Raw genomic sequence first — 21,638 nt, 5'->3', positions numbered from 1 at the left:
CTGCATGATGCGTGAAAAACTCTACAGCCAAGCTTAACTAGCATGGCTGTAGAGAAAAATCGATTCAACAACAAATTATTGCACACTCCACTTCAATACTAGTCAGATGGAAACAAATTTGATTAAAGTGTACGATGCGACACTGTTAAGCTCATCAAAAGTTTACCAAATCAACGGTACGCTTTGTCGATATCTGGGTGATGCAGGGACTATTCAACATCCACAATTCCTGTTTTCACCTCTACCTAATCAAAGGAAACAAGCCAGTTTTCGACTAAACCGAAACAAACTTATGACTCGTTGCTATGAAGTCGAAGGTATGGTTTATAAAAAACCCTCAGTACAGGATAATTCACAGCAACTTCAGCTATTTTAAGCCATGTCCATACATAAACCACCAGTTATTAAAAGACCTGTTCGACTACAAAATAGCTCTACAAAAGTAATCTATAGGGCTACTACAGACATTCGCTCTCTTGAGAAATCACCACAAAGAAAGCTTCGCTTAATCGAAAGTGAAAAATAATGATTGAGGTAAATAATCATGGTACAAGCAATCGACAACACTATCGCTACAAATTTCCTAACTGATGCAGTAGTCGAGCGCCACAATTTCTCACAATTAAATAAAACCCGTATTCGCTTCCGTATTCAGTTAAAAAAAAGTACAAAATCGGCTGCTCCTAAATGGGCAGATGTACTACAAGCTGAAGTTTCTGAAATTGAATCAGACCTTGTTAAAGTTACTAATTCCGAAGTTGGTTTGCGGGGTATCAAGGTATTTAAGAAATTGGATGAAGCTGCTGCCCAATTGAGGCAAGAGATTGCTTCAGTTCAAGAGTGGATGTCTGCTGATACTGGCGATTGGGTTTGTCCAATTGATTTAGCTCCACTCGTTTGGAATCAGTTAATCAATATCAGAGATAATATTGCCCCTGGTTTACGCAATCAATTAAAAGCTGATTACGAAGCAGGACTTGTTGATTATCAAGAGCGGATTGACCAGTTCCTCTCACTTAATACTTGGGAGTTAGCACAGGATAAGCAAGAGTCAGTTAAAGCCAACTTGTTAAGAGCATTCCCAACTCTGACCGATCTTGAAGACTATTTGCAAGTTGTTATTGGTCGTCCGGTGATTATCCCTGCCCTCTCTGAACAACTCAATCAGCAGCAAGCCGAGTGTTTAGACCAGATTACCAAGTTCATTCAACAGTATGACCAAAATCTGGAGCAGCGACTAAGGGAATCAGCCCTAGCAGGTGGTGAACAACTGGCAGCGCAGTTGCTTGAAGAGTTGGCTGATTGGGAGCCAGGGCGCAAACCTGTTCAGTTCAAGAAAAAGATGGAACGCCATTTGATGAAGGTTCAGGTACTACTAGCAAATGCTGACTCAGAGGCTGGCAGTAGTTTAGAGGCGATGATGACGCATTTGGATTCTATCGTTAACGATCCAGCGATTGAGTCTAAGAATCTGGGTTCTGATACGCGCAGTCAATTGCAGCAAAAAATGCAAGAGATCCGCATCAAGTTGTTAGATGAACAACGCAATCTACAATCACTTGCGACTGAGGACGTGGGCTTATCGAAGGCTACTGTGATGTCGTTTAAATTCAGGTAAAAAAATAGTCTTGGGCGAGGGTGCATTCGCTCAAGACTAAATACCTTAAACGAAAAATGCATATACACCTCACAAAGAATACCGCAGTTCTACCACTATAGGAACAAAATTCTCATGTCACACTTCTCAACCGTTAAAACCAAGCTCACCAACCGGGAATGTCTGGTACAAGCTTTACAAGATTTGAAACTGAATCCGCAAGTACACCAAACAGCACAGCCACTAAAAGGATACTACGGTGGCTCTCAGGGGCAAAGTGCTGAAATCATTGTATCTGGTCGTACCATAAAAGCCCGTGCAGACATCGGTTTCAAGTGGAATCAGTCAAGCGGCGTGTACGACGTAATACACGACAGTTATGAAACAGTTCCGAAATTGGGACAAGACTTTTTTAGCAAGAAACTAATGCTGGCTTATGGACAACGAATGGTTCGCGCTAAAGCTGCCGAGTTGCAAGAAAGGTTTGGTGAATGTGCGATTGCTGAATCAACTAAAGGAACTGTGCAAACCCTACGCCTAACCTTTGCTGGACACCAAGAAGTTAAACAATTTGCACGGAGATAATTATGGAACGCTCAATACTGATTCATTTTGACAATGCTACAGGTGAAGTTCGAGTGGAGGCGGAGGGATTCAAGGGTTTGACTTGTTTATCGGCTACGCAACCATTTGAAGAAGCACTTGGAGTTGTCAGCGAGAGCGATCGCACGTTTAAGGACGAAGCCCAAACCCAACAGCTTCGTACAACTTCAACTTACCAAACCAGACTCAGACAGTAATAAGAAAAGGAGAACTGCAACTATTGCCAATTGCTTTATTGTCGTGGTTCTCCCAAGAGATTTTATCTACCCACCAAAAGAATACCCACTTGTTCACATTTACGGACAACAGAAAACACGCTTTTTCCGTGATCATCAAGCCGAATACTGAAGGTTTGTGTGTGCTGTTGAATGCCATAGTAACAGCGTAGTTTACCGCCTTCGGCATCGCCTACCAAGAGAACAACGATACAGCAGAGGTTTTCGACGGCGATGCCGAAGTTTATGAAGTAGTCGTGAAACTTGTTACTACTCACGATGAATTAGCTCCAGTTCCTTATCAAATTGAAAAACAATGAAACTCTCAAATCTCCTCTCCACGCTCGATTCACAAATCCCGATCGCCGCAGTTGATGTCCTGTCCCCCGATGAAGCAACTATCATTCAGTGGTTAACTACAGAGGCATCGAGCAAGCTCTCATGTCCAGTGTTCTTCTGGAATCTGGGAGTATCAACCTTAGAGCAATGCCTGATTGCGGCAGATGGTGGACTGGTGTTTAAACCAGTTGCAGAGTATAAAAGACCTCTACAGTCCGATCCACTACTATTTGTATTCGACTACATTGCTAATTTTAGTGGTCATGGAGTTTTCATTCTTGGAGACATTCACCCTTTTATTACTAAGAACTCATCCCAATTGAGTTGGGAGATTTTAAGCAAGGTAAAAAACCTTTACCATCGGTTAAAACCCACAGATAAACGCATTGTCTTGTTGGGTCAGAACATACAATTACACGAATCCCTAGTCAGATTGATTCCTTATTGTGAAGTCCCTTTACCTAGTATTGACCAAATACTTGAGCATATCACTTCCTATTTGCATGACCTACAACAGTCTGCTAGAGAGCAAGAATTGACTTTCACTGTTACGCTAGAAAATGCTGAATTTGAAACTCTTTCTCGTGCAGCGTTGGGTTTAACTTTAGAAGAAATTAGTGATTTCCTTCGCTTAACAGTCAAAGAAAACTTAACTAATGATGGTGTCGTCGTTGATGCTGATTTCATTCCCAAAGCTGTCGAGTACAAAACTCGGCTACTGTCTCAAATGGGTATCGAGTTGGGTAAACCAGCTAGCATACCATTTGGCGGACTTGACTTATTGCGCGAATGGCTGACTCGTCGGCGACGGTTGTTTACTGTCGAGGCGCGAAGTCTTAGCTTACCCCAACCAAAGGGTGTATTGCTGGCTGGCCCACCCGGAACAGGAAAATCTAACTGTGCCAAAAACATTGCAACTATACTGAATTTACCTCTCCTACAGCTAGACATTGCATCCCTGTTGGGCAGTCTGGTCGGTGAGTCTGAGGGGAATGTCAGACGGGCTTTAAAGACTGCCGAAGCGATCGCACCCTGCGTCCTGTGGATTGATGAAATAGAAAAAGCACTTTCGGGAACTGGTGACACGAGTGGAGTCTCACAGAGGATTCTGGGCAATATTCTCACGTTTATGTCGGAATCACAGTGTGGTGTGTTTGTCGTGGCAACTTGCAATGACCCCTCTGCACTGCCAAGTGAGCTAAAACGGAAAGGCCGCTTCGATGAAAATTTCTTTGTTGACTTGCCCACAGAACCTGAGCGTGTACAGATTCTGGGGATTCATCTACAACGTTTTGGCATTCACCTGGAATCCGAATATCTTGAAGCGATCGCAGCTTCCACCGCGAAATTTTCCGGTGCTGAATTGGAAACGCTAGCATCTGAAGCTGCTCTGCTGGCATTCGATGAGGATAGACCGCAGCAGGTAACACTTGCTGACCTCGAAACCTGTCGTCAAACCATTACCCCGCTTGCGATTCAGGATGCTGCGGCGGTGGAACGGATGCAGAGTTGGGCATCCACTGCACGACGGGCTAGTAGTCCTGCGGTTGCAGCGAAAACTCAATCTTTGCGTGCTGCTAAGTTTCGGAATATGAACTGATGAGAAAGCAATTGCCTCCTGATTCTATGGGGGCAATCACTCTTTTTTTTAGTAATTGATAGCAGTTTCTTAACAATTATATAGACCGAAGAAAATGACGACAGATTTAGTTACATACTACGGACAAACAGACTTGATTAACCAACTGGTTGATAATTACGGCGCACACTTAGAGAAGTTAGACAGAGAGACAAAACTGTTATTACGAGTAACTCTGTCTACATACATTGTTATGCAACAGGAGTACACCCCAACTGAATATCCAGTTTCTACAGCCCTTGAAGATGCTTTATGTGAGCTAGTAATTCCTGATTCTATTCCCGAGGATTTGCATGATGTCTGCTCTGTTCTAAATGGGTTAACAACTCTGGAAGCTGAAACCTTACTTGAAGCTTTACAGCATCAAATTCGATGGGGCAATGCCCGTCAAGTCGTGAGTTGATAGGGTAAGAAACATGGAAATCTATTTAGTCTTTGTTGATGCTATCCAGAACAGCAATAAGTTCTGGGCGGCCATTGTCGAAGATAGTAACTTAACAGTGCAGTGGGGCAGAGTCGGTTATAAAGCTCAAACCAAAGTCCATCCATTAGGCAATCATCAAAGAGCCGTTAGCAAATTCAACAATCTGGTAGCCGAAAAGACGATGAAAGGCTACAGAAGAAGTCAGTCACAAATCGATAGTAATTGTGAAGTTTCTGAAATCAACAGAGCGATTGAATTACTAGAGATTATTCGTCCTTGTGTAGAGCAGAGAAATTTCTCAGTTGCTTATATCAATGCCCTAAATCAATATCTGAAGATTGTCCCAACACCTTTGGGTATGCAAATTGAACTATACAGGGTATATCGCTCAGTAGAAGATGTTGATTATCAAATGGGATTACTCAATTCTCTGTTAGCGACACCTGCACCAATTGCTGTTGCGGTTGCTGTTAGTCATGCCCCTGAAGCAACAGTAGAAACGGCAGTTGTCAGTCTTAAGACTATCAGTAAGAACTTCTGGCGGCATTTATAAGGTTCAAGAGCGTGACTGGCAAAAAGCTAGCCATGCTCTTTTTTTTTTAAGGGGATGGATTAAAACTACTTTCCATGCCTAACTTTTCTCCCACAAAACTCAGTTAGCTACGCCATTTGCCTAGACATTAACTGGGCAAATAGCCCCTCAACAGCAGCTAACTCTTGAAAAGTCCCTTGTTGTACAACTCGACCTGCCTGGAGTACATAAATGCGGTGAGCGTTGCGGATAGTGCTTAGTCGGTGAGCGATCGCAATTCTGGTAACTTGTAAGTTATCTAAACTTTCACTAACAATCGCCTGGGTTCTGTTATCGAGCGCACTGGTAGCCTCATCAAATAGCAAGATCCGGGGTTTTAATGCCAGAGCGCGAGCAATTAACAACCGTTGTCGTTGTCCTCCAGAAAGATTACCGCCTCCTTCACTCACGACAGTATGCATTTGCATTGGCATGGCGGTGATATCCTCAGCGAATCCCGACATCCGCGCCGCCTCCCAAGCTTCATCTAAAGTAATCTGAGCGCCGCCTGCAATATTCTCGAAAATAGAAGCTGAACTCAGCTGACCATTTTGTAAAACAACGCCCAACTGCCGGCGGACTGCATCTATATCTAAGCCAGATAAGTCTTGACCATCATAGTAGATGCTACCTGCAATTGGAGTTTCAAATCCCAGTAGCAATCGTAGAATCGTCGATTTACCACTGCCAGAACCACCTATTAAGGCAATAAACTCTCCTGGAGCAGCAGAAATACTCACATCATCCAGCGTCAGAGGGCCATCACTACGGTAGCGGAAAGTAATATGTTCTAAAGAAATATTACCAATCAGCTTGCCTGGATCAGCTTTGCACAGATCCACTTCTGGTATAGTCGAAAGAATAGGCTGGGTGCGTTGCCATTGGGGAAGAACTTGCAGAATTTCAGTAACTGTATTGCTCAAATCTGTGGTTCCCTTAGTAAAGTTACTAAAAGCTGTATTGAAAGCGAGGAAAGTTCCAAGAGATATTTCAATAACTCCTGAAGTTTGAGGGCTTTCTAGCAGCTTAATAGTAAACCAGAAAAGCACACCATTCGTTAATATGGGCATTACTGTATTAAAAAGCGCAACAGCATCTTCAACCCTTTGTGTACTAAGCTCTAGCTTAATTTGTCGAGTATAGTTTTTACTCCAAGCTGCAAATGCACGTTCTTCTGCCCCAGCAATATGCAATTTGGAAATGCCATTAATTAGTTGCACCGTCTGCCCAAAAATACTGCCTCGCAGTTCCAAAAGTGGACGTACCTTAGATAGCAATAGCAAACCAGAGACTGTAGTCACTGCGATCGCAACGATGGCAAATGCAACTGCAATTAGAGCTAATTTATAGTTGTAATAAAATAACTGTCCTAAGTAAAACAGTGCGAACAGGCTGGTAAGGAGATTAATTAGGGTTCTCCCACTGATTCGTCGGCTGATCGTACTCACAGATGAGACGCGGGAGAAGATGTCTCCGGTTGTGTACTGTCGGAAAAAGGATACTGGTAAACAGAGCAGCCGATCCCAGACACCAGCCTGAGTGGAAGCATCCCCAGCCGTTTCAATTCGCAGCAGAGCAAATCCCTGAGTTAGCTGAAATACACCTGTTCCCAAAGCTGCAACAAGTAGTCCCAATCCTATTTGTAGCAATAATCCCTTGTCGCTATCAGGAATTGCGTTATCTATGATAATTGATGTGGCATAAGGTGTAAGCATCCCTAGTAATGTGACGGCGATACCTGTAAACAAAATTACTAGCAGTTCTGGGCTACGTCCTTTAAGTGTGAACCGCAATATATCAACAGCTTGCAGTACTTTATCAGGTAGAGAGCGATAAAACATATAGGCAACAGGAGCCAGTGTTGCAGCTATATGCTCATCCACTCGAAAACGGGTATGCTCAACTGGGTCAAAAATTTCATAACGAGTTGCACTAATTGGTAGCAGTGCTACTGGTCGATTATCTTGCTGAGTATAGGCAACTAGGGGGCCAGAATCTTTCTCCCACCAATTATCTCGCAATAGTACCCGCCGCATTCGGATACGTGAAGCCCGGACAATTGCTTCTAATGGCTCCTTAACTCGCTTGAGGTTTTCAGAACGAGACGGGGGGCGAACCTCTACACCCATAGCTCTCCCTACGGCTCCAGCAGCAACCAACAAAGGAGTACCTTCATTGAAAAAGTCTCCATCTTGGGAACTTAATGTTGATGCTAAAGAGCCTATAGCTTGCGCTGTAACTTGACGATTCAGGCGTTGGCGATCGCGCAACCGTATCATCTCTGCCTGTAGTTCTCGTTCATCTAACAGGTTAAGGCATTGTAGCAATTGAGTATGCAGTTGAGATAACCCAGCTAGAAGGATATCTGAATTTTGGAATTCGCTAGTAGTCTTAGTAGTAAGTTGCACCCCTTCCACTGCTTCTAGCCACATTTTGTCAGTCAAAGGGAATGGTGTAGTGGATGCGGTTAAAATTAATTCCTCGAATCCCAGAAAGCGGACAGTGCCTTGAGTAAGTTGAACCCAACAGGTGACACCTGCTTCTGGCTGAAAAGTCTGACCATTGTTTAAGGAAAATCGTGATTGTCCCTCAGCTTTTACATGAATTGCTGGTATGGTAATCTGGGACAATACACCACCAATTTGTAATAACCAATTTTCTATCCAGGCGATCGCCTTAGCATCCTCACTGGCTATTAACTCGCAGTAACATTCCTTATGTATTTGCAGTAATTCAGTCTCACCAATTGGAACTGCCAAAATCTGACGATACTGATTAGCAAATTTATCAGCAGTCCCGAAAAGTGCTTCACCTTGGCTAATACTGCACAGATAACGGCGTGTCCCTTCAATAGAGCCATCTTTAACTATAATGGCAAACAAAGCCATAGAGCCAGACTGAATTATCCACACCCGTGAAGGGTCATCCAGTAGAATCGGTTCATTGCCATTAACTATATAAACTTGCCCCTGTATTAGCATTTTAGATTTTAGGTTTAGATTTTTAAATGTTTTATGGTAATTTACTGCTCACCGTCTCTACCCTTGGGTGCCTAGCAAGCGCGAATATGCACCATCGACTTGCCACAATTCTTTGTGAGTGCCAAGTTGTACTACCTTTCCACGTTCGAGGACAATGATTTGATCGCAGTCGCGGATGGTGCTTAATCGATGAGCGACAATTATACAGGTGCATCCTCGGCGGCGCAGATTCCGGTCAATGATTTGTTCTGTCTCTGCATATAGGGCACTGGTGGCTTCATCCATGATCAGGATTGAAGGATTATTCACTAAAGCACGAGCGATTTCTAAGCGTTGTCGCTGACCGCCACTTAAATTTGCAGCACCTTCTATAAGTTCGGCATCAAACCCACCGGACATAGAGAGGATTACATCAGCGATCGCTGCATCAACACATGCCCGCATCAGGCTTTTATCTGGTACAGTAGTATCCCACAGAGTCAAATTATCTCTAACCGTACCGCCAAACAACAAAATTTCCTGCTCCACCATTGCAACAGAATTTGTAAGCAGTTGTTGGGGAATTTGCTCTCTAGGTTTACCATCAAAGTAAACTTCTCCCGCCCAAGGTTGATAAAGTCCGCTTACAAGTTTGGCAACGGTAGATTTCCCAGAACCGCTTCCACCTACCAAAGCTACTCGCTGTCCCGGCTTAATTGAGAGGTTAAAGTTTTCAATCAGTGGCGGTTCCAGGCGGCTATAGCCAAACGTAATATTCTGCAACTCAACATATCCCTGCAATTTGGGAACAAGATAAGCAGATGAGGGGGATGAGGAGGATGTTACTCCCCCATCTCCACCTGCTCCCTCCCCAATGGGATTATCCAGCACATCATCAAGGCGAATTAAATTACCTTCCAGTTCTTGAAGAGTTGTACCAAAGTTGACCAGATTGTTAACAGGCTGCTGAAAGTTAAGCATCAAACCTTGAAAGGCTATAAGCATTCCGATGCTAAGATGTCCATCCATAACCCGTAATCCACCGACAACCAACAACAACATTGAAGAAAGGGCGGATAAAAGCGTGGGTAATACTGAGAATGTCTGGTTTGTCACCCCCAGTTCCTGCTGGGAATTAAGAGCCTTAGTGTAATAACCTGACCACCGGGAAAAGAAATCTGACTCTAACCCTGATGCTTTGAGTGTTTCTATACTTTGAAGCGCGGCAATAGATACACCAGCAGCTTTACCATATTCTTGAATCAATCGTTGATTCGCGTCTACACGTTGACGAGAAATTAGTTGCAAAGTTAAGACATTCACGGCAGCAAAGCTAACTACAATTAAGGTCAGCACCCAGTCATATTGCACCATGACTAGGGCGTAAAAAAACACCATAAATGTATCGATGATTGTAGTTGCTAATCGTCCCGCCAGAACATCAGCTACTTGGTCATTGAGAGTAGTACGATTACTGATTTCTCCGCTAAATCGTTGAGCGTAAAAGCTCACAGGTAAGCGGAGGATATGCCACAGGAAACGGCTGGACATACCCACAGCTAATTTGATTTTCAAGCGGCGCAGGTAGCGTAACCGTAGTAAAGTTAGCGATCCTTGGAGTATAGCAGCGATCGCCATACCCACAAGCAAAGGACGCAACCATAATTGCCGTCCCTCCACCAAGATGTCATCTACAAACACTTGGCTAAACACTGGTATTACCAGCCCAACTACAGTTAAGAAAAATCCCGCGACTATGCAGTAAATTAAGGCATCCCCAGCACCTTGTAACCTTTTCGCCAGCGATAAAATCATGCTGGGTTTACGACCACCTTTGACAAACTCCGCGCCTGGTTCCATTACCAGCACCACTCCGGTATACCCCTCGTCGAATTCCTGTAAAGATACATGGCGCGGGCCTGTACCGGGGTCATTGAGATAAACTCGCTGTTTATTCCACCCCTCTACGACAACAAAGTGGTTGAAGTTCCAAAAGATAATGTAAGGTGGTCGCAGTTCCCACAATTGCTTGAGTTCTTTTTTAAAGCCTTTAGCTTCGAGTCCATAGCTTCTCGCAACCTTCACCATGTTAGATGCTTTGCTGCCATCGCGGGAAACTCCGCATTCCTGACGCAGTTGTGGTAAAGGTACAGTTCGGCCATAGTAACCGAGAATAATTCCCAAAGCAGCAGCCCCACATTCCACTGCTTCCATTTGTAGAAGAGTGGGCGTTTTTACCCGTATGCTTCTGCTCGGCAGTAATTTTTGTAAATACTGCCAAGGATTAAACAGTGTTACTAAAGTAGATTTAGTAGATACCACTAACAGACCTCAAGATAGGTAAAACAAAAGTGATGGGAGCGCGTTCTTCTACCTTGACTCGTGCAACAGTGGTAGTTCCAGAAGAAACAGTCAGCCTTGGCCCTGTAGAAGAAGACCATTTATAGCCGCTTGGGGTGCTGGAATTTATCTCTAAGTCAGAAAATACTTGTATCAAACCATCTTTTTGTTGAGATACTAGACCTTCCACCACCTCTGCATTACCTACCTCCGATGCAGCTGCTTCTTTTGTAATCGGAAAGCGCGAGATACTAGTAACATTGGCAACAATACCGCCAAATCGCTCCCGCTTGACAGTTTGGGGGGTAATTTGGATTGTCATCCCTGCTTTAATTTTCTTACCTTCTGCTACAGGGAAATAGGTAACACCAATTAACTTACTTTTGGGGTTCTCCGCCTCGATAGTTGCCAAGCGTGTACCAGCTTCAACAACCTGCCCTGGTGTCTGCGTGATTTCTAAAATGCGTCCACTATATTGACTAATGATTTGACTGTTGTCACCTAATTGCACTTCTAATTGGGCAATTTCGCGCTTAACTTCTTGAATCTCTTTTTTTCGGGTAGTAACGCTTTCTAAGTCTTGTTGAGCCACAGAAGCCTGTTTGCTATCTAATTCTTTCAACTGAGCTTGCAGATCAGAAATCGTACTCAAGTTTTCACGATAATCTTTTTCTGTTTGAGTCGTTTTTACATCCAGTTCTTTCAACTGATTTTGAATGTCAGAGATTTTTTCCAGGTTTTGCAAATATTCTTGTTCAGCCGTGAGTGCTTCATCACCAGAAATCGCGCCTTCTTTTTTGAATTGTCTGCGAATTTCCATTCTTTGGAGGAAAATGGGGTTCAAGGCTTGGGCTTGCAAAAGACGTTGCTGTAAACCTTGACGTTGCTGGCCAATTGAGGTGTTGCCTTTGGTTTTGAGCAGAGGTGTGATGGTTCGCAGTTCTAGTATACGTTGTTGGAGGTAGTGACTTTGTTGGGATTGCGATCGCTTTTCTTGTTGTAGTCTTTGCCCTTGCAGTGAACCAACGGCTTCGTCTTGTGACTCTAGTTGCGTGAGTTTCGCTTGTTGCTGTTGCAATTGCTTACGGAGTTCCGCTTGGTCAATTGTTGCGAGTACTTGCCCTTTTTTGATGACATCCCCAACTTTGATATTGAGAGCCATTAACTGTCCAGCGCTTTTTGATTGCAGAGGCACAACATTGCTGGGGTAAATCAGTACTCCTTTACCCTCAACGGTGATGGGGATGCGTCCATAAATGCTCCAGATAACAGCTACTCCGACAATAGAACCCAAGGCGACAAGAGGTAGCCAGCTTCTGGGGCTAACTACCTGCATGAGTTGGTCTAATCGTTCAGGAGAAGATAGACGTTCCAGAGATTCTTTACGAAATATACTGCGCTTCTGGTTTAACATTTTCTGTTTAACAATATATTTATGCCGCCTCAGTTAAGATTGTCAAAAGTCAAGATTCCACAAAACCTTGACTATTGATTCTTTAACAGAAGATAGATATGCCAGTTGCATAAATTCTGACTATAAATGCTATTTTTCGCTATACAGCAAGTGCTTTTGTTTGTAAATTAGTCGCTATTTCATCACTTGTTGGCAAAGAAACGAGAGGACAACCTAATACATCAGGATCGAGGGTTTGAATTCCACGAACCCAAGGAGCAAAACGACCTGGTATGAGATCAAGCCGACCATCTGTCCGTAAAGTGCCAATATTGTTGCGTTCATCAGAAAGGGCTACTGTACATTTACCAACAGAACCGTTGGCACGAATTACTAAAGAGTTGGGACGTGATGCATAACAAACATAGTCGTCTGGCAAGGTAGCATTCTGTGGTGATTGCAATTTCTCACCAAATAACTTTGCTTCAAGAGTTTTGATAGCTGTATTTTTTTCACTCTCTGAATAAATTTTGATTGAAGCATCATTAGTACCACCAAGACGTTCAATAGATTTGAAGTAAACAGAAAACCTTGAATCAGGCAAAAATTCTCTTTTGATATCCTCTAGTAGTGGGTCGATAAGCTTTACTGTATCTATGGTGAAGTGCAGACGCAGATTTATATAAATTGGTAATGAACTATCACGAATTGCTAGTAAATTAGTCCAAATTCGTTCAAATGTACTTTTTCCATCAGCACGAATACGACTTTGGTTGTGGATTTCTCGAGGGCCATCAAGAGAAATTTGGTATTTTGTAACTCCCACATTGGCTAAGGCAGAAGCTGTATTCAGATCCAATAAGTAACCATTTGTGGTCATATTACTTGAATAATGGAGATGGGGATACTTGGATACTAGAGACAAAGCATATTCAGAAATATCTAATACAATATTTTTGGCAACAAGTGGCTCTCCACCAAACCAGGCTAAATTTAAATAACTTAAATTTGGGCATCGTTTATCAAGGATAGCTTTAATCCCTGCTATCGTCTCCGGCTGCATCCGCCCTATTGAAAAATCTTCATAACAATAGGTACAGCGAAAATTGCACTGTTCTGTTGGTAAGATAATTAATTCAAGAAACTTATCAGATATTAATCGCGCACGCTTGACATAATCAGTATCAATAGAATTAGCTTCGTGCAAAATTGTTACAGTCATAATAAAAAACTCTCAATTTCAAAAAATATTCCTTGATTTGTCGTGAAGAAAATCCAGATGATTTGAAAAAAAGTGATCGCCACAATCTTACTTGATATTTAACCAAGTGTAGCGATCATCTAACAGACAACTCTACCAACTTTTCTTCATCAACGCTTAATTCTGTGGAGCTAATCATAGTCTGAAATACTAAATCTTTATCGTCCTTAACACACACTAGAATTTGGCGAAAAATTGGTATTAGTTTAGCAATTTTTACGGAAGAGAAGCTGATTCATCTGATTCTAGTACAGCTTTGCCACATCCATTATTAGTACAAGTACCATTAGTGGGTAGGACACCACCAGCAATCTGCTCAAGTTCTTCAGTACTTAATTCTTGAAGTGACTCTGCTAATTTAGGATCTGTAACCACTAACTCCCCATTTTCATTAATTCCGATATAGTCACTTACCTGTTTAGGGCTTTGATTTTCGTTTGGATTAGACATGATTTCTCCTAAGTGATTCAAAAACGAGGTTTATAAGCACAAAAGATGGATATTTCGATGCTCAGAGGATTTACGAAAGTGGCGTACAAGTCGCCAAACAGAATTAATTCAACAAAACTAGGTTGAAATTGTTGTCCAGCAAAGAATAAATATGTAATTAATTCTGTTTGCTTAATTAAGGGATTACCTGTAAGCAATAAACGTCACACTTATTATCTTTGTTTTACATTACAGTTACAATTGCCATTATCTCCACCAGCAATCTGCTCAAGTTCTTCAGGAGTTAGCTCTTGAAGTGACTCTGCTAATTTAGGATCTTTAACTACTAGTTCTCCATCTTCATTAATTTCGATATAGTCACTTGCCTGTTTAGGGTTTTGATTTTCGTTTGGGGTAGACATAATTTCTCCTAACTGAATTTAAAGACAAAGTAAGTTTTTATGTTCATTGAATGTTGATAACAACCAATAAACATTATATTTGTGCTGTTTGTTACAACAAATAATAGCGCCTTTAAAATTTAGATGTAATGCACAATTTTTAGATAAAACTAGATTTAGAATCAAAATAGCGATTGCACGAGAACAGTACTAAGCCAAAATAATATTCTGCTCCAAAGCGACTTTTGAATACAATGCACAATTTTTAGGTGAAATTAGATTTTAAAGCAAAATAGCGATCGCTAGATAAAATTGCCAAGCAGATCAAGCAACTTTTAAACACAATGCACAATTTTTAGGTAAAACTAAATTTTTTTCGTTAGAGTTCATAGTCAATTGCTACAGTCATTAGACTTTCTATCTCCACCAAAAAATGGTTATATAATTAGATATCACAATATGAATGCTATAAATGAACATGGAACGTGAAGCAGTTACAATCCGGTTTCCTATTTCTCTGTTAAGCAAAGCAAAACATCTTAAAGATGGCTCAGAGTCATTCAATGAGCTAGTAGTTGAAGCAGTGGAACGAGAGGTTAAACGACGACAGGCTATTGTTACTCATCAGAGCATCGTAGCCAGACGTGCCAAAATCAAGGCTAGAACTGGCGTACACCCAGATGTGAATGTTTTCATTCATAGCCTCAGAGAAGGGGATATGCGAAGTGAATAAAGTCCTATGCTTGGATACAAGCGTTCTTATGGCCTATCTTGTACCTGATGAAAATGAACCATTAGCAGATAATCTCGTGCTGGAAGCAGTTGTGGGACATACACGTTTAGTTATTCCCAGCTTTGCTTGGGCAGAAGTAGGCTCAGTATTACGTAAGAAAGTCAGGATGGGTTTACTGACAATAGAAGAAGCAGAAGGCTGTTATCTAGATTTTTGTAATCTACCCATAGATTACATTAACGAGCAGTTGCTCAGAGTCAGAGCTTGGGAAATTGCAGAACAATATCAACTACCAACGCTCTATGATGCCGCATTTTTAGCTTGTGCTGAGGGTGAACAAGGTGAGTTCTGGACGGCTGACAAGGTGCTATTAAATAAACTATTGCCACTACCAGCTTATGTCAATCAGCTAGGACTCTAGCAAGTACCAATATTACCAGTGATATCAAGTAGTGGGCTGCTATACCCAGCAATTCAACTTACTTTTAACCGCCCCAGCATCCAATCAAATCTTTTCCCTGCGATCGCACCACCATCTAAAACGCTATGATTCAACTCATCGTCATATTCTGCACTCTCAGCTAGCAGCAAACCTTGTAGTCTATGAGAAAGTAGAATAGCGATCGCCACAGCATCTAAAATGCTATTCTTCAATTCATCATCATAATTTCTAACAATTTTATTAATAACTTCTCTTAATTTTTCAGGTTTAATCTGACCAGCTTTGTATAAAATAATTTGCTGATCAGCAGTAAAAAGCCGATTTGGTCTGATATTGCTTGGCTGATTTAAACCACCGGAGTAAAAATCACTGTTATCCAGTTGAATAGCGTATATATCGCCAACAGATTGACTAGTAATTTGGCAAAGAATCAGGTCATTTCCCTGAAGTGTAGCAATAACTAAAGCAGGTCTGCGTTTTGTTTGAGTTAAGTCAGAGAATGGGAATGGAACGATAACAATATCGCCCTTTATAAATCCTGCCATGCTGCCTCTTCTTCTGGTTTTAACCAATCTTTTTGCAGCGATGATTCACTCATAAGAGTGATTTCTAGTATATTATGTTGCTGGTGTTTGGTTTGCAAAAATTGAACAAAATCTAAAATTTCCTGCAACAGTGGTTCAGGTAATTTTTCCAGTTCTTGTGTAATTTGTTCTTTAATTGTCATTGTCCCTCTTGGCGTTTAAGCAATTTATAGTACTATAGCAATCCTATTTGTTTTGCTCTCCAGCGAGAATCTTTTTATTCGTAACTCCTGCAAGGATTGCTATATACTCAGTAATTCAACTTACTTTTAACCGCCCCAACATCCAATCAAATCTTTTACCTGCGATCGCCACACTATCTAAAACGGTATCATTCAACTCATCCTCATATTCCGCACTTTTAGTCAACGGCAAACCTTGGCTATAAACCCGCCTACCAGAACCAAGTTGACTCAACGTTCCTTGCAATCTCTGGGAAAGCAAAGTAGCGATCACACGATAAAAACGAGATGCAAATCCGACATCTTGTTGTAACTTTGCTGCCATTTCCTGTCGGGGAACCGACAAAACAATCGAGTCTTCAATAGTCTTAACGGTTGCAGAAGGTAGACGGCCATCAATAAAGGGTGTTTCACCGACAATTTCGCCTTTGGATAATCTTGCTATTTCTCTACCAGAAATTTCATGACCCTCGATCGCAGCAAAAGCACGTGCTAAAGGATTACGTTTATCTTCAGTAATAGACAGAGACATTATGCCATCTAAAAGAATATATAGTGCATCTACAGTCCCTCTTTCACGAATCAGTGTAGTATTAACAAGAATTTTTTGCACAGTGCCATAAGCCATCATCCAATCGATGTCACTATCATGTAATTCTCCCAAAATAAATAGCACATCTCTGAGGGGCTGACCTTGCGCCAAGTTGCTACGACCAAGCTGATTGATGATACTTTGTAGTCTATCTGAAAGCATAATGGCGATCGCCCGATAAAAGCGTGAAGCAAAACCAACGTCTTGCTGCAACTTTGCTGCCAATTTCTGTTGAGGAATTGACATCACCAATGATTTTTCTATAGCTTTAATAGTTGTAGCAGTTGGGCGATTACCTATCAATGGTAGTTCTCCCACTACTTCGCCACTGAATAATCTCGCAATTTCCCGACCTGAGATTTCACCACCTTCGATTGCTGCAAAAGCGCGAGTCAAAGGGCTGTTGTCTGGTTGAGAAATGCTAACTGTTAAAATTCCATCCAGTAATATATGTAGAGAATCGGCAGTTTTTCCTTCTTGGATAAGTAAATTTCCAGCAGTTATTTCTCTTTGATGACCTGTAGCAATCATCCAATCAATGTCACTATTAGTTAATTCTTTAAGTAAAACTTCCGTCATAAATCAATTTCCCTATGTCTTACTAATGGTAATTGTTAAAAACGTAGATACCGAAGTACTTGTCACAAATTACTACAAAGGACACAACTAAAAGAGAATAGTCAATATAGGCAAGATATAGAATTAAATGGCCTTGACCTGAATCCTGTCTGTAGATTGAATATTCAGCAAATTATTTAATATTTGTTGAATACGAAAATCAGCTGATTTATCAGCTAATTCTTCTAACGTCAAGTTAGTCAATGCTATTAACATTAGGGGTTGAATATTAGCATCTCTCAACTGGCTCACATACTCAACATGAAAAGACTGCAAATTTTCAGCAGCAGCTTTCACTAATACCTGTAAAATCTTAAAAGCCCCATCAGAAAGTGACGGATTACCGAGGTAATTTTGTAGTCTACCTCCCTCTCGATAATTAGGAAAAGACTCCAACCCCAAAAAGTGCAAAAACCAGTCGGCTCGATAAGTCCCAATAGCGGCTACAATCCCTCTGTAGTCAGCAATTAACTCGTCGAATATATTATTTTGCATAGAATTAAACAACCGACGTGTAAAGTAGTGAGTGCATTCATGTTCCAGCCGAATTGTCAAGGATAAACGCTGCCATTGTGCTTTTTCAAGTCCTATATCTTTGGCTGAAACATTACTATAAGAACTATTACTCAAAAGAATAAATTTATCCTGATAAAGCTGTTTTTGTGGTATTAACCGCCCAAACTCTTCTAACCAACTACTTTGAGAACAATTAGCAGGATTTTCAGCCGACCATTGTTGGCGATATTGGCGAATTCTATCCCAGTTATTAAAACCGCTAACTATACAGGCTCCCATAGAGTTTGGGACTGGCTGCGGTTCATTTCGCTTTGTCAAAGCTTGAACTAAACTAACAAAGTCCTCTCGGTTTCCAGTTAATAATACTGGGATGGTTCCAGCCAAGCTTTGATGTAGTATTAATTGCAGTTTCTCAGGTTCTTGTAAGACTAAGCCTGTTGCAATCATCCCATCTGTCGCAACACCCCGACGAGTAGCAGACTGATACGCTTCAGTCTGGCTAATACCCTCGATTATGGGAAATTGAAATTGTACTAATCGCTGTTTGAGTACCTCAAATACTCCTAAAACTTTTGCTGAAACAGCGTATTCTTCCCAAGCAGGTATATGGGGTTCAGAAGTCAAGGGAAACTTAACTCTATCAGTTAATGTGTTGTGATCAAAGACGTTTTGATTGTATACCAATAATTCTTCTACCTGTGCAGCAGTGGCTCCAAAGTCGGTAAGAACATCAGTACGAAATGATTTTAGATCGCTCATAAGCGTAGACATCGCCCTCATAAAGGGACAAAAGCAAAAAACTAATGACTAACGACTAAACTAGCAATCTGATTAGTAATTCCTTTGATAGTTTGACTGATGGGATGTTGAGGATAACGTAGAGAAAAAAGACCTTTGCTTGCTAGCTGTACCATATCTTCTGAAAGAGGCAAAATCCCCACGACAGGAGCGTTATATATTTTTTCTACTTGTTGTTGCAAGTCAAGAAAATTTAAGCTTGGCAGCACTTTATTGATAACTAACAACATTTTTGGTACTTTCAACTTCCGAGCTACATCGACTGTCACGGCAGTTCCTTGAAAGTCTTGATGATCTGGACGTAAAAGAATTACTAAAACATTAGAAATTCCAATAGAAAGCAAAGTTTCTTCATTTAAACCAGGATGTGTATCAATTAACAGATAATCTAATTTCAGACTACGAATGAATTCTTGAAAACCATCATTTAGCCGAACGACATCATATCCCTCCCGGAGAACTCTGGCGATTTCACTAGCTTTAATACTACAAGGAACTAAATGAAGGCTACCTTTAACTGTACTTGTATTTCCCTGCTCTATAGCTAAAGCTTCAGTAACATCATAGGCAGCATCTTTAATATTACAGTACCCCCACAAATAATCATTGAGAGTGCGTTCCATTTTGTTTTCATTAATCCCAAAAATCACGTGAATTCCTGGTGATTGAATATCAGTATCAATAATGCCTACACGTTGTCCTTGCAAAGCCATAGTAGCAGCCATATTAGCAATCAAGTTGGATTTGCCAGTGCCACCACGGAATGAATGAACTGCAATAATCTGTGCCATAATTAACCTCAAAGTCATTAATCAAGAGTAATTTTTCCCTTTAAATATCTCCCAAACTTTCAGTCTTGCCATCAACGCTAATCGATAAATTCAATGGCTCAGGGATCGTGCGATCGCTCTTTGAGAGATTGCACCTGATTCTGCAATCTTTGGTAGTACTCTGTCTCAGTTTCGGTTTGTGTAACTTGCTGTTCTCTAAGCTTTTGGATTTTTTGTTGTAATTGCTGAAAGTGTTCATTTTCAGTAATTTCGGCAACGTGGCTAGCTCTTTTGGTTTCGTTAATTTCAATGCAAAGTTCCTGTACTTGGACTTTTAGGCGCTGATCTCGCATTCTGACTGACTCAGCCATCTCTAAAAAGACACACATTAATTGACCGATATCATCTTGACTATGGGCAAATTGAGCTAAATTCTGATGGAGTTCTAGTACATGAGAATCAAAATCGTCATCTTCCAATGCTTGGGCGGCGACGGTGAGGGCGCGAATCGGTCGGGAAATACTTAGCCCCAAGAGCAGCGCTATGATTGCAGTAATTCCGCCGACTATTACCACGCTGGTACTATTGAGCCAAATCAGGCGATTCAAAGGAATGCTAAACTCTGCTTTGGATTGGCTGACTCCCAATACCCAAGGTTGCGTTGCTAAAGGTGCAAAGCCGACTATCTGTGCCATGTGCGATCGCGGTAATTGATAGGTGGCGTGTCCTGGCTGTTTGGCTCTCACCATCACCTTTAATTCGGGGATGTCCAAGCTCTCAACCCGATCCACACCGTAACGTTTGTTCTGAACAGCCTGCTTTAGCGTTTTAGTTGGTAGCATCAGGAGGCTATGGTAGAGAAGAGATGGATCAGCATGACTAATGATTACTCCCTGTTGGTCAATCAGGAAGATATTGCTCTGAAAGTCTATATGTAAAGCATTAATAGTTTTCCAGATATCTTCCCCCCGAATATTGAGTAGAGTAGTTCCCATAATCTCTCCATTAGGCGATCGCACGCGCCCAGAGAAAAACATTCCTGGATTTTCAATTGTTTGGCTCACCAAGCTACCAAATCCGTAAAAGTTATCTTGAATAATCGAATAGTTTTCGCCAATGAATTTTGGATCTGTTGCAGCAAGGCACTCACCTTTGTTATCCATCAGCAAGACATTATCAATATCTGGATGAGAGCGTAGGACGTTTTGTAGTGTTGCTTGCAGGTTGTCGCGGTGAGCTTCTTGCTTTTGTGGTGTGTCAGCAGCAAGGAAATCTACTACATGACGATTATTACTGACTTGAGCAACTACACGATGGTGGTCAATAATTAACTGGTCGAAGCGACTAGCGCTACTGCTAGCTAACAATTCCAGTTTGCGGTATTCCCCAGCCTCTACACTGTTTAAGCTCTGTTGCAGATTGTAGTAGGCGGTGAAGATCATCGGTATCAACACAGCACAAACCAATGCTACCGAAATTTTTGCAGCGATTGGCCAAGCAAGTGGGTTAAATAACCGATGTAAATGCTTCATTTGAAAGATGCTCTTCAGCTTTAAGGTATAATATTTTGATACTTTAAAAATGGTTTAAAGTTCCCAAATTTAAAGTTAAATATGCCAAATATTTAAATGGATTTACAGCTTTATTGCTTTACTCCAATTAACGCTAATGGCTGCTACTACTCTAGCTGCGTTGGGTCTTTCTAAAAGCTTTAGGTGTAATCCCATGATGTCGGCGGAATTGTCGAAAAAAGTAACCTTCATGCTGATAACCAACTGCTTGAGCAACTTGACTCACACATTGATCAGTCTCTAGCAGTAGAGTGCGTGCTGCTACCATTCGACGTTCAACAATCCAATCATTCACTGTATATCCTGTATTGCGTCGTACTAAATCAGTCAAATAAGCCGCGCAGTAACCAACGGCAACAGCTACGTCAGATAAACTGATTGGTTGATTATAATTTGTCTCAATAAATTGGAAGACCTGACTCAGTTGAGGATTACTAGGAAATATCGATACTAAACTATCTGGTGATCTAGCAGTATTGGCAAGGGCTTGTTCTGCAACTATCTGAAAATCAGCAGTGCAATGCTTGTTCATAAATGCTTTTTTGGTTTAAGCAGTAATGATCCCTAAATTGATGAATTCACTAAAAAATCTGTTGACTTTCTTGAGAGTGAACAAAAAATATTTTCTCTATAGTGATATTACTGTTTCAGAATTTTTGC

21 protein-coding genes and 1 pseudogene are annotated in these 21,638 nt (G+C 41.4%); 9 read left to right on the top strand and 13 right to left on the bottom strand.

Annotation, left to right across the window (positions count from 1 at the left end):
* Nucleotides 1-106: 106 nt before the first annotated feature.
* From NPUN_RS35555 to NPUN_RS35520, 7 genes are all read left to right on the top strand, one after another.
* A complete protein-coding gene (locus NPUN_RS35555) occupies nucleotides 107-376 on the top strand; it encodes a hypothetical protein (RefSeq protein ID WP_012413220.1) in 270 nt (89 codons plus the stop codon).
* A gap of 168 nt (nucleotides 377-544) precedes the next feature.
* Complete coding sequence (locus NPUN_RS35550) at nucleotides 545-1,618, top strand: hypothetical protein (protein WP_012413219.1); 1,074 nt, start codon at nucleotides 545-547, stop codon at nucleotides 1,616-1,618.
* Nucleotides 1,619-1,732: 114 nt separating this feature from the next.
* Nucleotides 1,733-2,182 (top strand): DUF1257 domain-containing protein, encoded by a 450-nt coding sequence (locus NPUN_RS35545; protein ID WP_012413218.1) that lies wholly within the window; start codon nucleotides 1,733-1,735, stop codon nucleotides 2,180-2,182.
* Nucleotides 2,183-2,184: 2 nt separating this feature from the next.
* Nucleotides 2,185-2,397, top strand: coding sequence for a DUF2997 domain-containing protein (locus NPUN_RS35540; protein WP_012413217.1), 213 nt, complete (start codon nucleotides 2,185-2,187; stop codon nucleotides 2,395-2,397).
* A 334-nt stretch (nucleotides 2,398-2,731) separates the two neighbouring features.
* Nucleotides 2,732-4,354 carry an AAA family ATPase gene (locus tag NPUN_RS35530; RefSeq protein ID WP_012413216.1) on the top strand — a complete coding sequence of 541 codons (1,623 nt, stop codon included), beginning with the start codon at nucleotides 2,732-2,734 and terminating at the stop codon, nucleotides 4,352-4,354.
* Nucleotides 4,355-4,448: 94 nt separating this feature from the next.
* Complete coding sequence (locus tag NPUN_RS35525; RefSeq protein WP_012413215.1) at nucleotides 4,449-4,796, top strand: hypothetical protein; 348 nt, start codon at nucleotides 4,449-4,451, stop codon at nucleotides 4,794-4,796.
* Between the two features lie 13 nt (nucleotides 4,797-4,809).
* Nucleotides 4,810-5,370, top strand: coding sequence for a WGR domain-containing protein (locus tag NPUN_RS35520; RefSeq protein ID WP_012413214.1), 561 nt, complete (start codon nucleotides 4,810-4,812; stop codon nucleotides 5,368-5,370).
* A gap of 107 nt (nucleotides 5,371-5,477) precedes the next feature.
* Here NPUN_RS35520 and NPUN_RS35515 read toward each other — a convergent pair whose 3' ends face one another.
* The 6 genes from NPUN_RS35515 to NPUN_RS35485 form a co-directional block, all read right to left on the bottom strand.
* Nucleotides 5,478-8,369, bottom strand: a complete 2,892-nt coding sequence (locus tag NPUN_RS35515) for an NHLP bacteriocin export ABC transporter permease/ATPase subunit (RefSeq protein WP_012413213.1) — start codon at nucleotides 8,367-8,369, stop codon at nucleotides 5,478-5,480.
* Nucleotides 8,370-8,426: 57 nt separating this feature from the next.
* Nucleotides 8,427-10,670, bottom strand: coding sequence for an NHLP family bacteriocin export ABC transporter peptidase/permease/ATPase subunit (locus tag NPUN_RS35510; RefSeq protein WP_012413212.1), 2,244 nt, complete (start codon nucleotides 10,668-10,670; stop codon nucleotides 8,427-8,429).
* Nucleotides 10,657-12,102, bottom strand: a complete 1,446-nt coding sequence (locus tag NPUN_RS35505) for an NHLP bacteriocin system secretion protein (RefSeq protein WP_012413211.1) — start codon at nucleotides 12,100-12,102, stop codon at nucleotides 10,657-10,659. Before NPUN_RS35505 ends, NPUN_RS35510 begins: the two co-directional genes overlap by 14 nt.
* 139 nt (nucleotides 12,103-12,241) lie before the next feature.
* Entirely contained in the window at nucleotides 12,242-13,303 is a 1,062-nt protein-coding gene (locus NPUN_RS35500; protein ID WP_012413210.1) for a radical SAM protein, read from the bottom strand.
* Nucleotides 13,304-13,558: 255 nt separating this feature from the next.
* Nucleotides 13,559-13,792, bottom strand: coding sequence for a type A2 lanthipeptide (locus NPUN_RS42620; RefSeq protein ID WP_012413209.1), 234 nt, complete (start codon nucleotides 13,790-13,792; stop codon nucleotides 13,559-13,561).
* A 212-nt stretch (nucleotides 13,793-14,004) separates the two neighbouring features.
* Nucleotides 14,005-14,193 (bottom strand): type A2 lanthipeptide, encoded by a 189-nt coding sequence (locus NPUN_RS35485; protein WP_012413208.1) that lies wholly within the window; start codon nucleotides 14,191-14,193, stop codon nucleotides 14,005-14,007.
* A gap of 457 nt (nucleotides 14,194-14,650) precedes the next feature.
* On the opposite strand from NPUN_RS35485, the gene NPUN_RS35480 reads away from it, so the two are divergent.
* The gene (locus NPUN_RS35480) at nucleotides 14,651-14,905 is read left to right on the top strand and encodes a YlcI/YnfO family protein (RefSeq protein ID WP_041566669.1); all 255 of its coding nucleotides are present in this window, start codon (nucleotides 14,651-14,653) and stop codon (nucleotides 14,903-14,905) included.
* Entirely contained in the window at nucleotides 14,898-15,326 is a 429-nt protein-coding gene (locus tag NPUN_RS35475; protein ID WP_012413206.1) for a type II toxin-antitoxin system VapC family toxin, read from the top strand. The genes NPUN_RS35480 and NPUN_RS35475 overlap by 8 nt, the downstream gene beginning before the upstream one ends.
* Before the next feature lie 251 nt (nucleotides 15,327-15,577).
* Here the strand turns inward: NPUN_RS35475 and NPUN_RS43895 are convergent.
* The 7 genes and pseudogenes from NPUN_RS43895 to NPUN_RS35440 form a co-directional block, all read right to left on the bottom strand.
* Nucleotides 15,578-15,892: pseudogene (locus NPUN_RS43895) on the bottom strand (type II toxin-antitoxin system PemK/MazF family toxin); the annotation flags it as partial.
* Nucleotides 15,877-16,074, bottom strand: a complete 198-nt coding sequence (locus tag NPUN_RS35465; protein ID WP_041566668.1) for a DUF2281 domain-containing protein — start codon at nucleotides 16,072-16,074, stop codon at nucleotides 15,877-15,879. The pseudogene NPUN_RS43895 and the gene NPUN_RS35465, both read right to left, overlap by 16 nt.
* 115 nt (nucleotides 16,075-16,189) lie before the next feature.
* The gene (locus tag NPUN_RS35460; RefSeq protein WP_012413204.1) at nucleotides 16,190-17,284 is read right to left on the bottom strand and encodes a cyclic nucleotide-binding domain-containing protein; all 1,095 of its coding nucleotides are present in this window, start codon (nucleotides 17,282-17,284) and stop codon (nucleotides 16,190-16,192) included.
* 123 nt (nucleotides 17,285-17,407) lie between these two features.
* On the bottom strand, nucleotides 17,408-18,598 hold the full coding sequence (locus NPUN_RS35455; RefSeq protein ID WP_041566667.1) for a DUF7005 family protein: 1,191 nt from the start codon (nucleotides 18,596-18,598) through the stop codon (nucleotides 17,408-17,410).
* Between the two features lie 41 nt (nucleotides 18,599-18,639).
* Entirely contained in the window at nucleotides 18,640-19,428 is a 789-nt protein-coding gene (locus NPUN_RS35450) for a MinD/ParA family ATP-binding protein (protein WP_012413202.1), read from the bottom strand.
* 98 nt (nucleotides 19,429-19,526) lie between these two features.
* Nucleotides 19,527-20,939: a HAMP domain-containing protein gene (locus tag NPUN_RS35445; protein ID WP_012413201.1), complete on the bottom strand. Its 1,413-nt coding sequence runs from the start codon at nucleotides 20,937-20,939 to the stop codon at nucleotides 19,527-19,529.
* 151 nt (nucleotides 20,940-21,090) lie between these two features.
* Nucleotides 21,091-21,510 carry a helix-turn-helix domain-containing protein gene (locus NPUN_RS35440; RefSeq protein ID WP_012413200.1) on the bottom strand — a complete coding sequence of 140 codons (420 nt, stop codon included), beginning with the start codon at nucleotides 21,508-21,510 and terminating at the stop codon, nucleotides 21,091-21,093.
* Between the last annotated feature and the right edge of the window lie 128 nt (nucleotides 21,511-21,638).

This window comes from Nostoc punctiforme PCC 73102, assembly GCF_000020025.1.
GTDB classification, from domain to species: domain Bacteria; phylum Cyanobacteriota; class Cyanobacteriia; order Cyanobacteriales; family Nostocaceae; genus Nostoc; species Nostoc punctiforme.
This window is presented reverse-complemented; position numbering and strand designations above follow the sequence as displayed.

Coding starts and splice junctions, on each gene's coding strand:
- NPUN_RS35555 (WP_012413220.1), top strand. CDS start 107: ATGGAAACAAATTTGATTAAAGTGTACGATGCGACACTGTTAAGCTCA.
- NPUN_RS35550 (WP_012413219.1), top strand. CDS start 545: ATGGTACAAGCAATCGACAACACTATCGCTACAAATTTCCTAACTGAT.
- NPUN_RS35545 (WP_012413218.1), top strand. CDS start 1,733: ATGTCACACTTCTCAACCGTTAAAACCAAGCTCACCAACCGGGAATGT.
- NPUN_RS35540 (WP_012413217.1), top strand. CDS start 2,185: ATGGAACGCTCAATACTGATTCATTTTGACAATGCTACAGGTGAAGTT.
- NPUN_RS35530 (WP_012413216.1), top strand. CDS start 2,732: ATGAAACTCTCAAATCTCCTCTCCACGCTCGATTCACAAATCCCGATC.
- NPUN_RS35525 (WP_012413215.1), top strand. CDS start 4,449: ATGACGACAGATTTAGTTACATACTACGGACAAACAGACTTGATTAAC.
- NPUN_RS35520 (WP_012413214.1), top strand. CDS start 4,810: ATGGAAATCTATTTAGTCTTTGTTGATGCTATCCAGAACAGCAATAAG.
- NPUN_RS35515 (WP_012413213.1), bottom strand. CDS start 8,369: ATGCTAATACAGGGGCAAGTTTATATAGTTAATGGCAATGAACCGATT.
- NPUN_RS35505 (WP_012413211.1), bottom strand. CDS start 12,102: ATGTTAAACCAGAAGCGCAGTATATTTCGTAAAGAATCTCTGGAACGT.
- NPUN_RS35500 (WP_012413210.1), bottom strand. CDS start 13,303: ATGACTGTAACAATTTTGCACGAAGCTAATTCTATTGATACTGATTAT.
- NPUN_RS42620 (WP_012413209.1), bottom strand. CDS start 13,792: ATGTCTAATCCAAACGAAAATCAAAGCCCTAAACAGGTAAGTGACTAT.
- NPUN_RS35485 (WP_012413208.1), bottom strand. CDS start 14,193: ATGTCTACCCCAAACGAAAATCAAAACCCTAAACAGGCAAGTGACTAT.
- NPUN_RS35480 (WP_041566669.1), top strand. CDS start 14,651: ATGGAACGTGAAGCAGTTACAATCCGGTTTCCTATTTCTCTGTTAAGC.
- NPUN_RS35465 (WP_041566668.1), bottom strand. CDS start 16,074: ATGACAATTAAAGAACAAATTACACAAGAACTGGAAAAATTACCTGAA.
- NPUN_RS35460 (WP_012413204.1), bottom strand. CDS start 17,284: ATGACGGAAGTTTTACTTAAAGAATTAACTAATAGTGACATTGATTGG.
- NPUN_RS35455 (WP_041566667.1), bottom strand. CDS start 18,598: ATGAGCGATCTAAAATCATTTCGTACTGATGTTCTTACCGACTTTGGA.
- NPUN_RS35450 (WP_012413202.1), bottom strand. CDS start 19,428: ATGGCACAGATTATTGCAGTTCATTCATTCCGTGGTGGCACTGGCAAA.
- NPUN_RS35445 (WP_012413201.1), bottom strand. CDS start 20,939: ATGAAGCATTTACATCGGTTATTTAACCCACTTGCTTGGCCAATCGCT.
- NPUN_RS35440 (WP_012413200.1), bottom strand. CDS start 21,510: ATGAACAAGCATTGCACTGCTGATTTTCAGATAGTTGCAGAACAAGCC.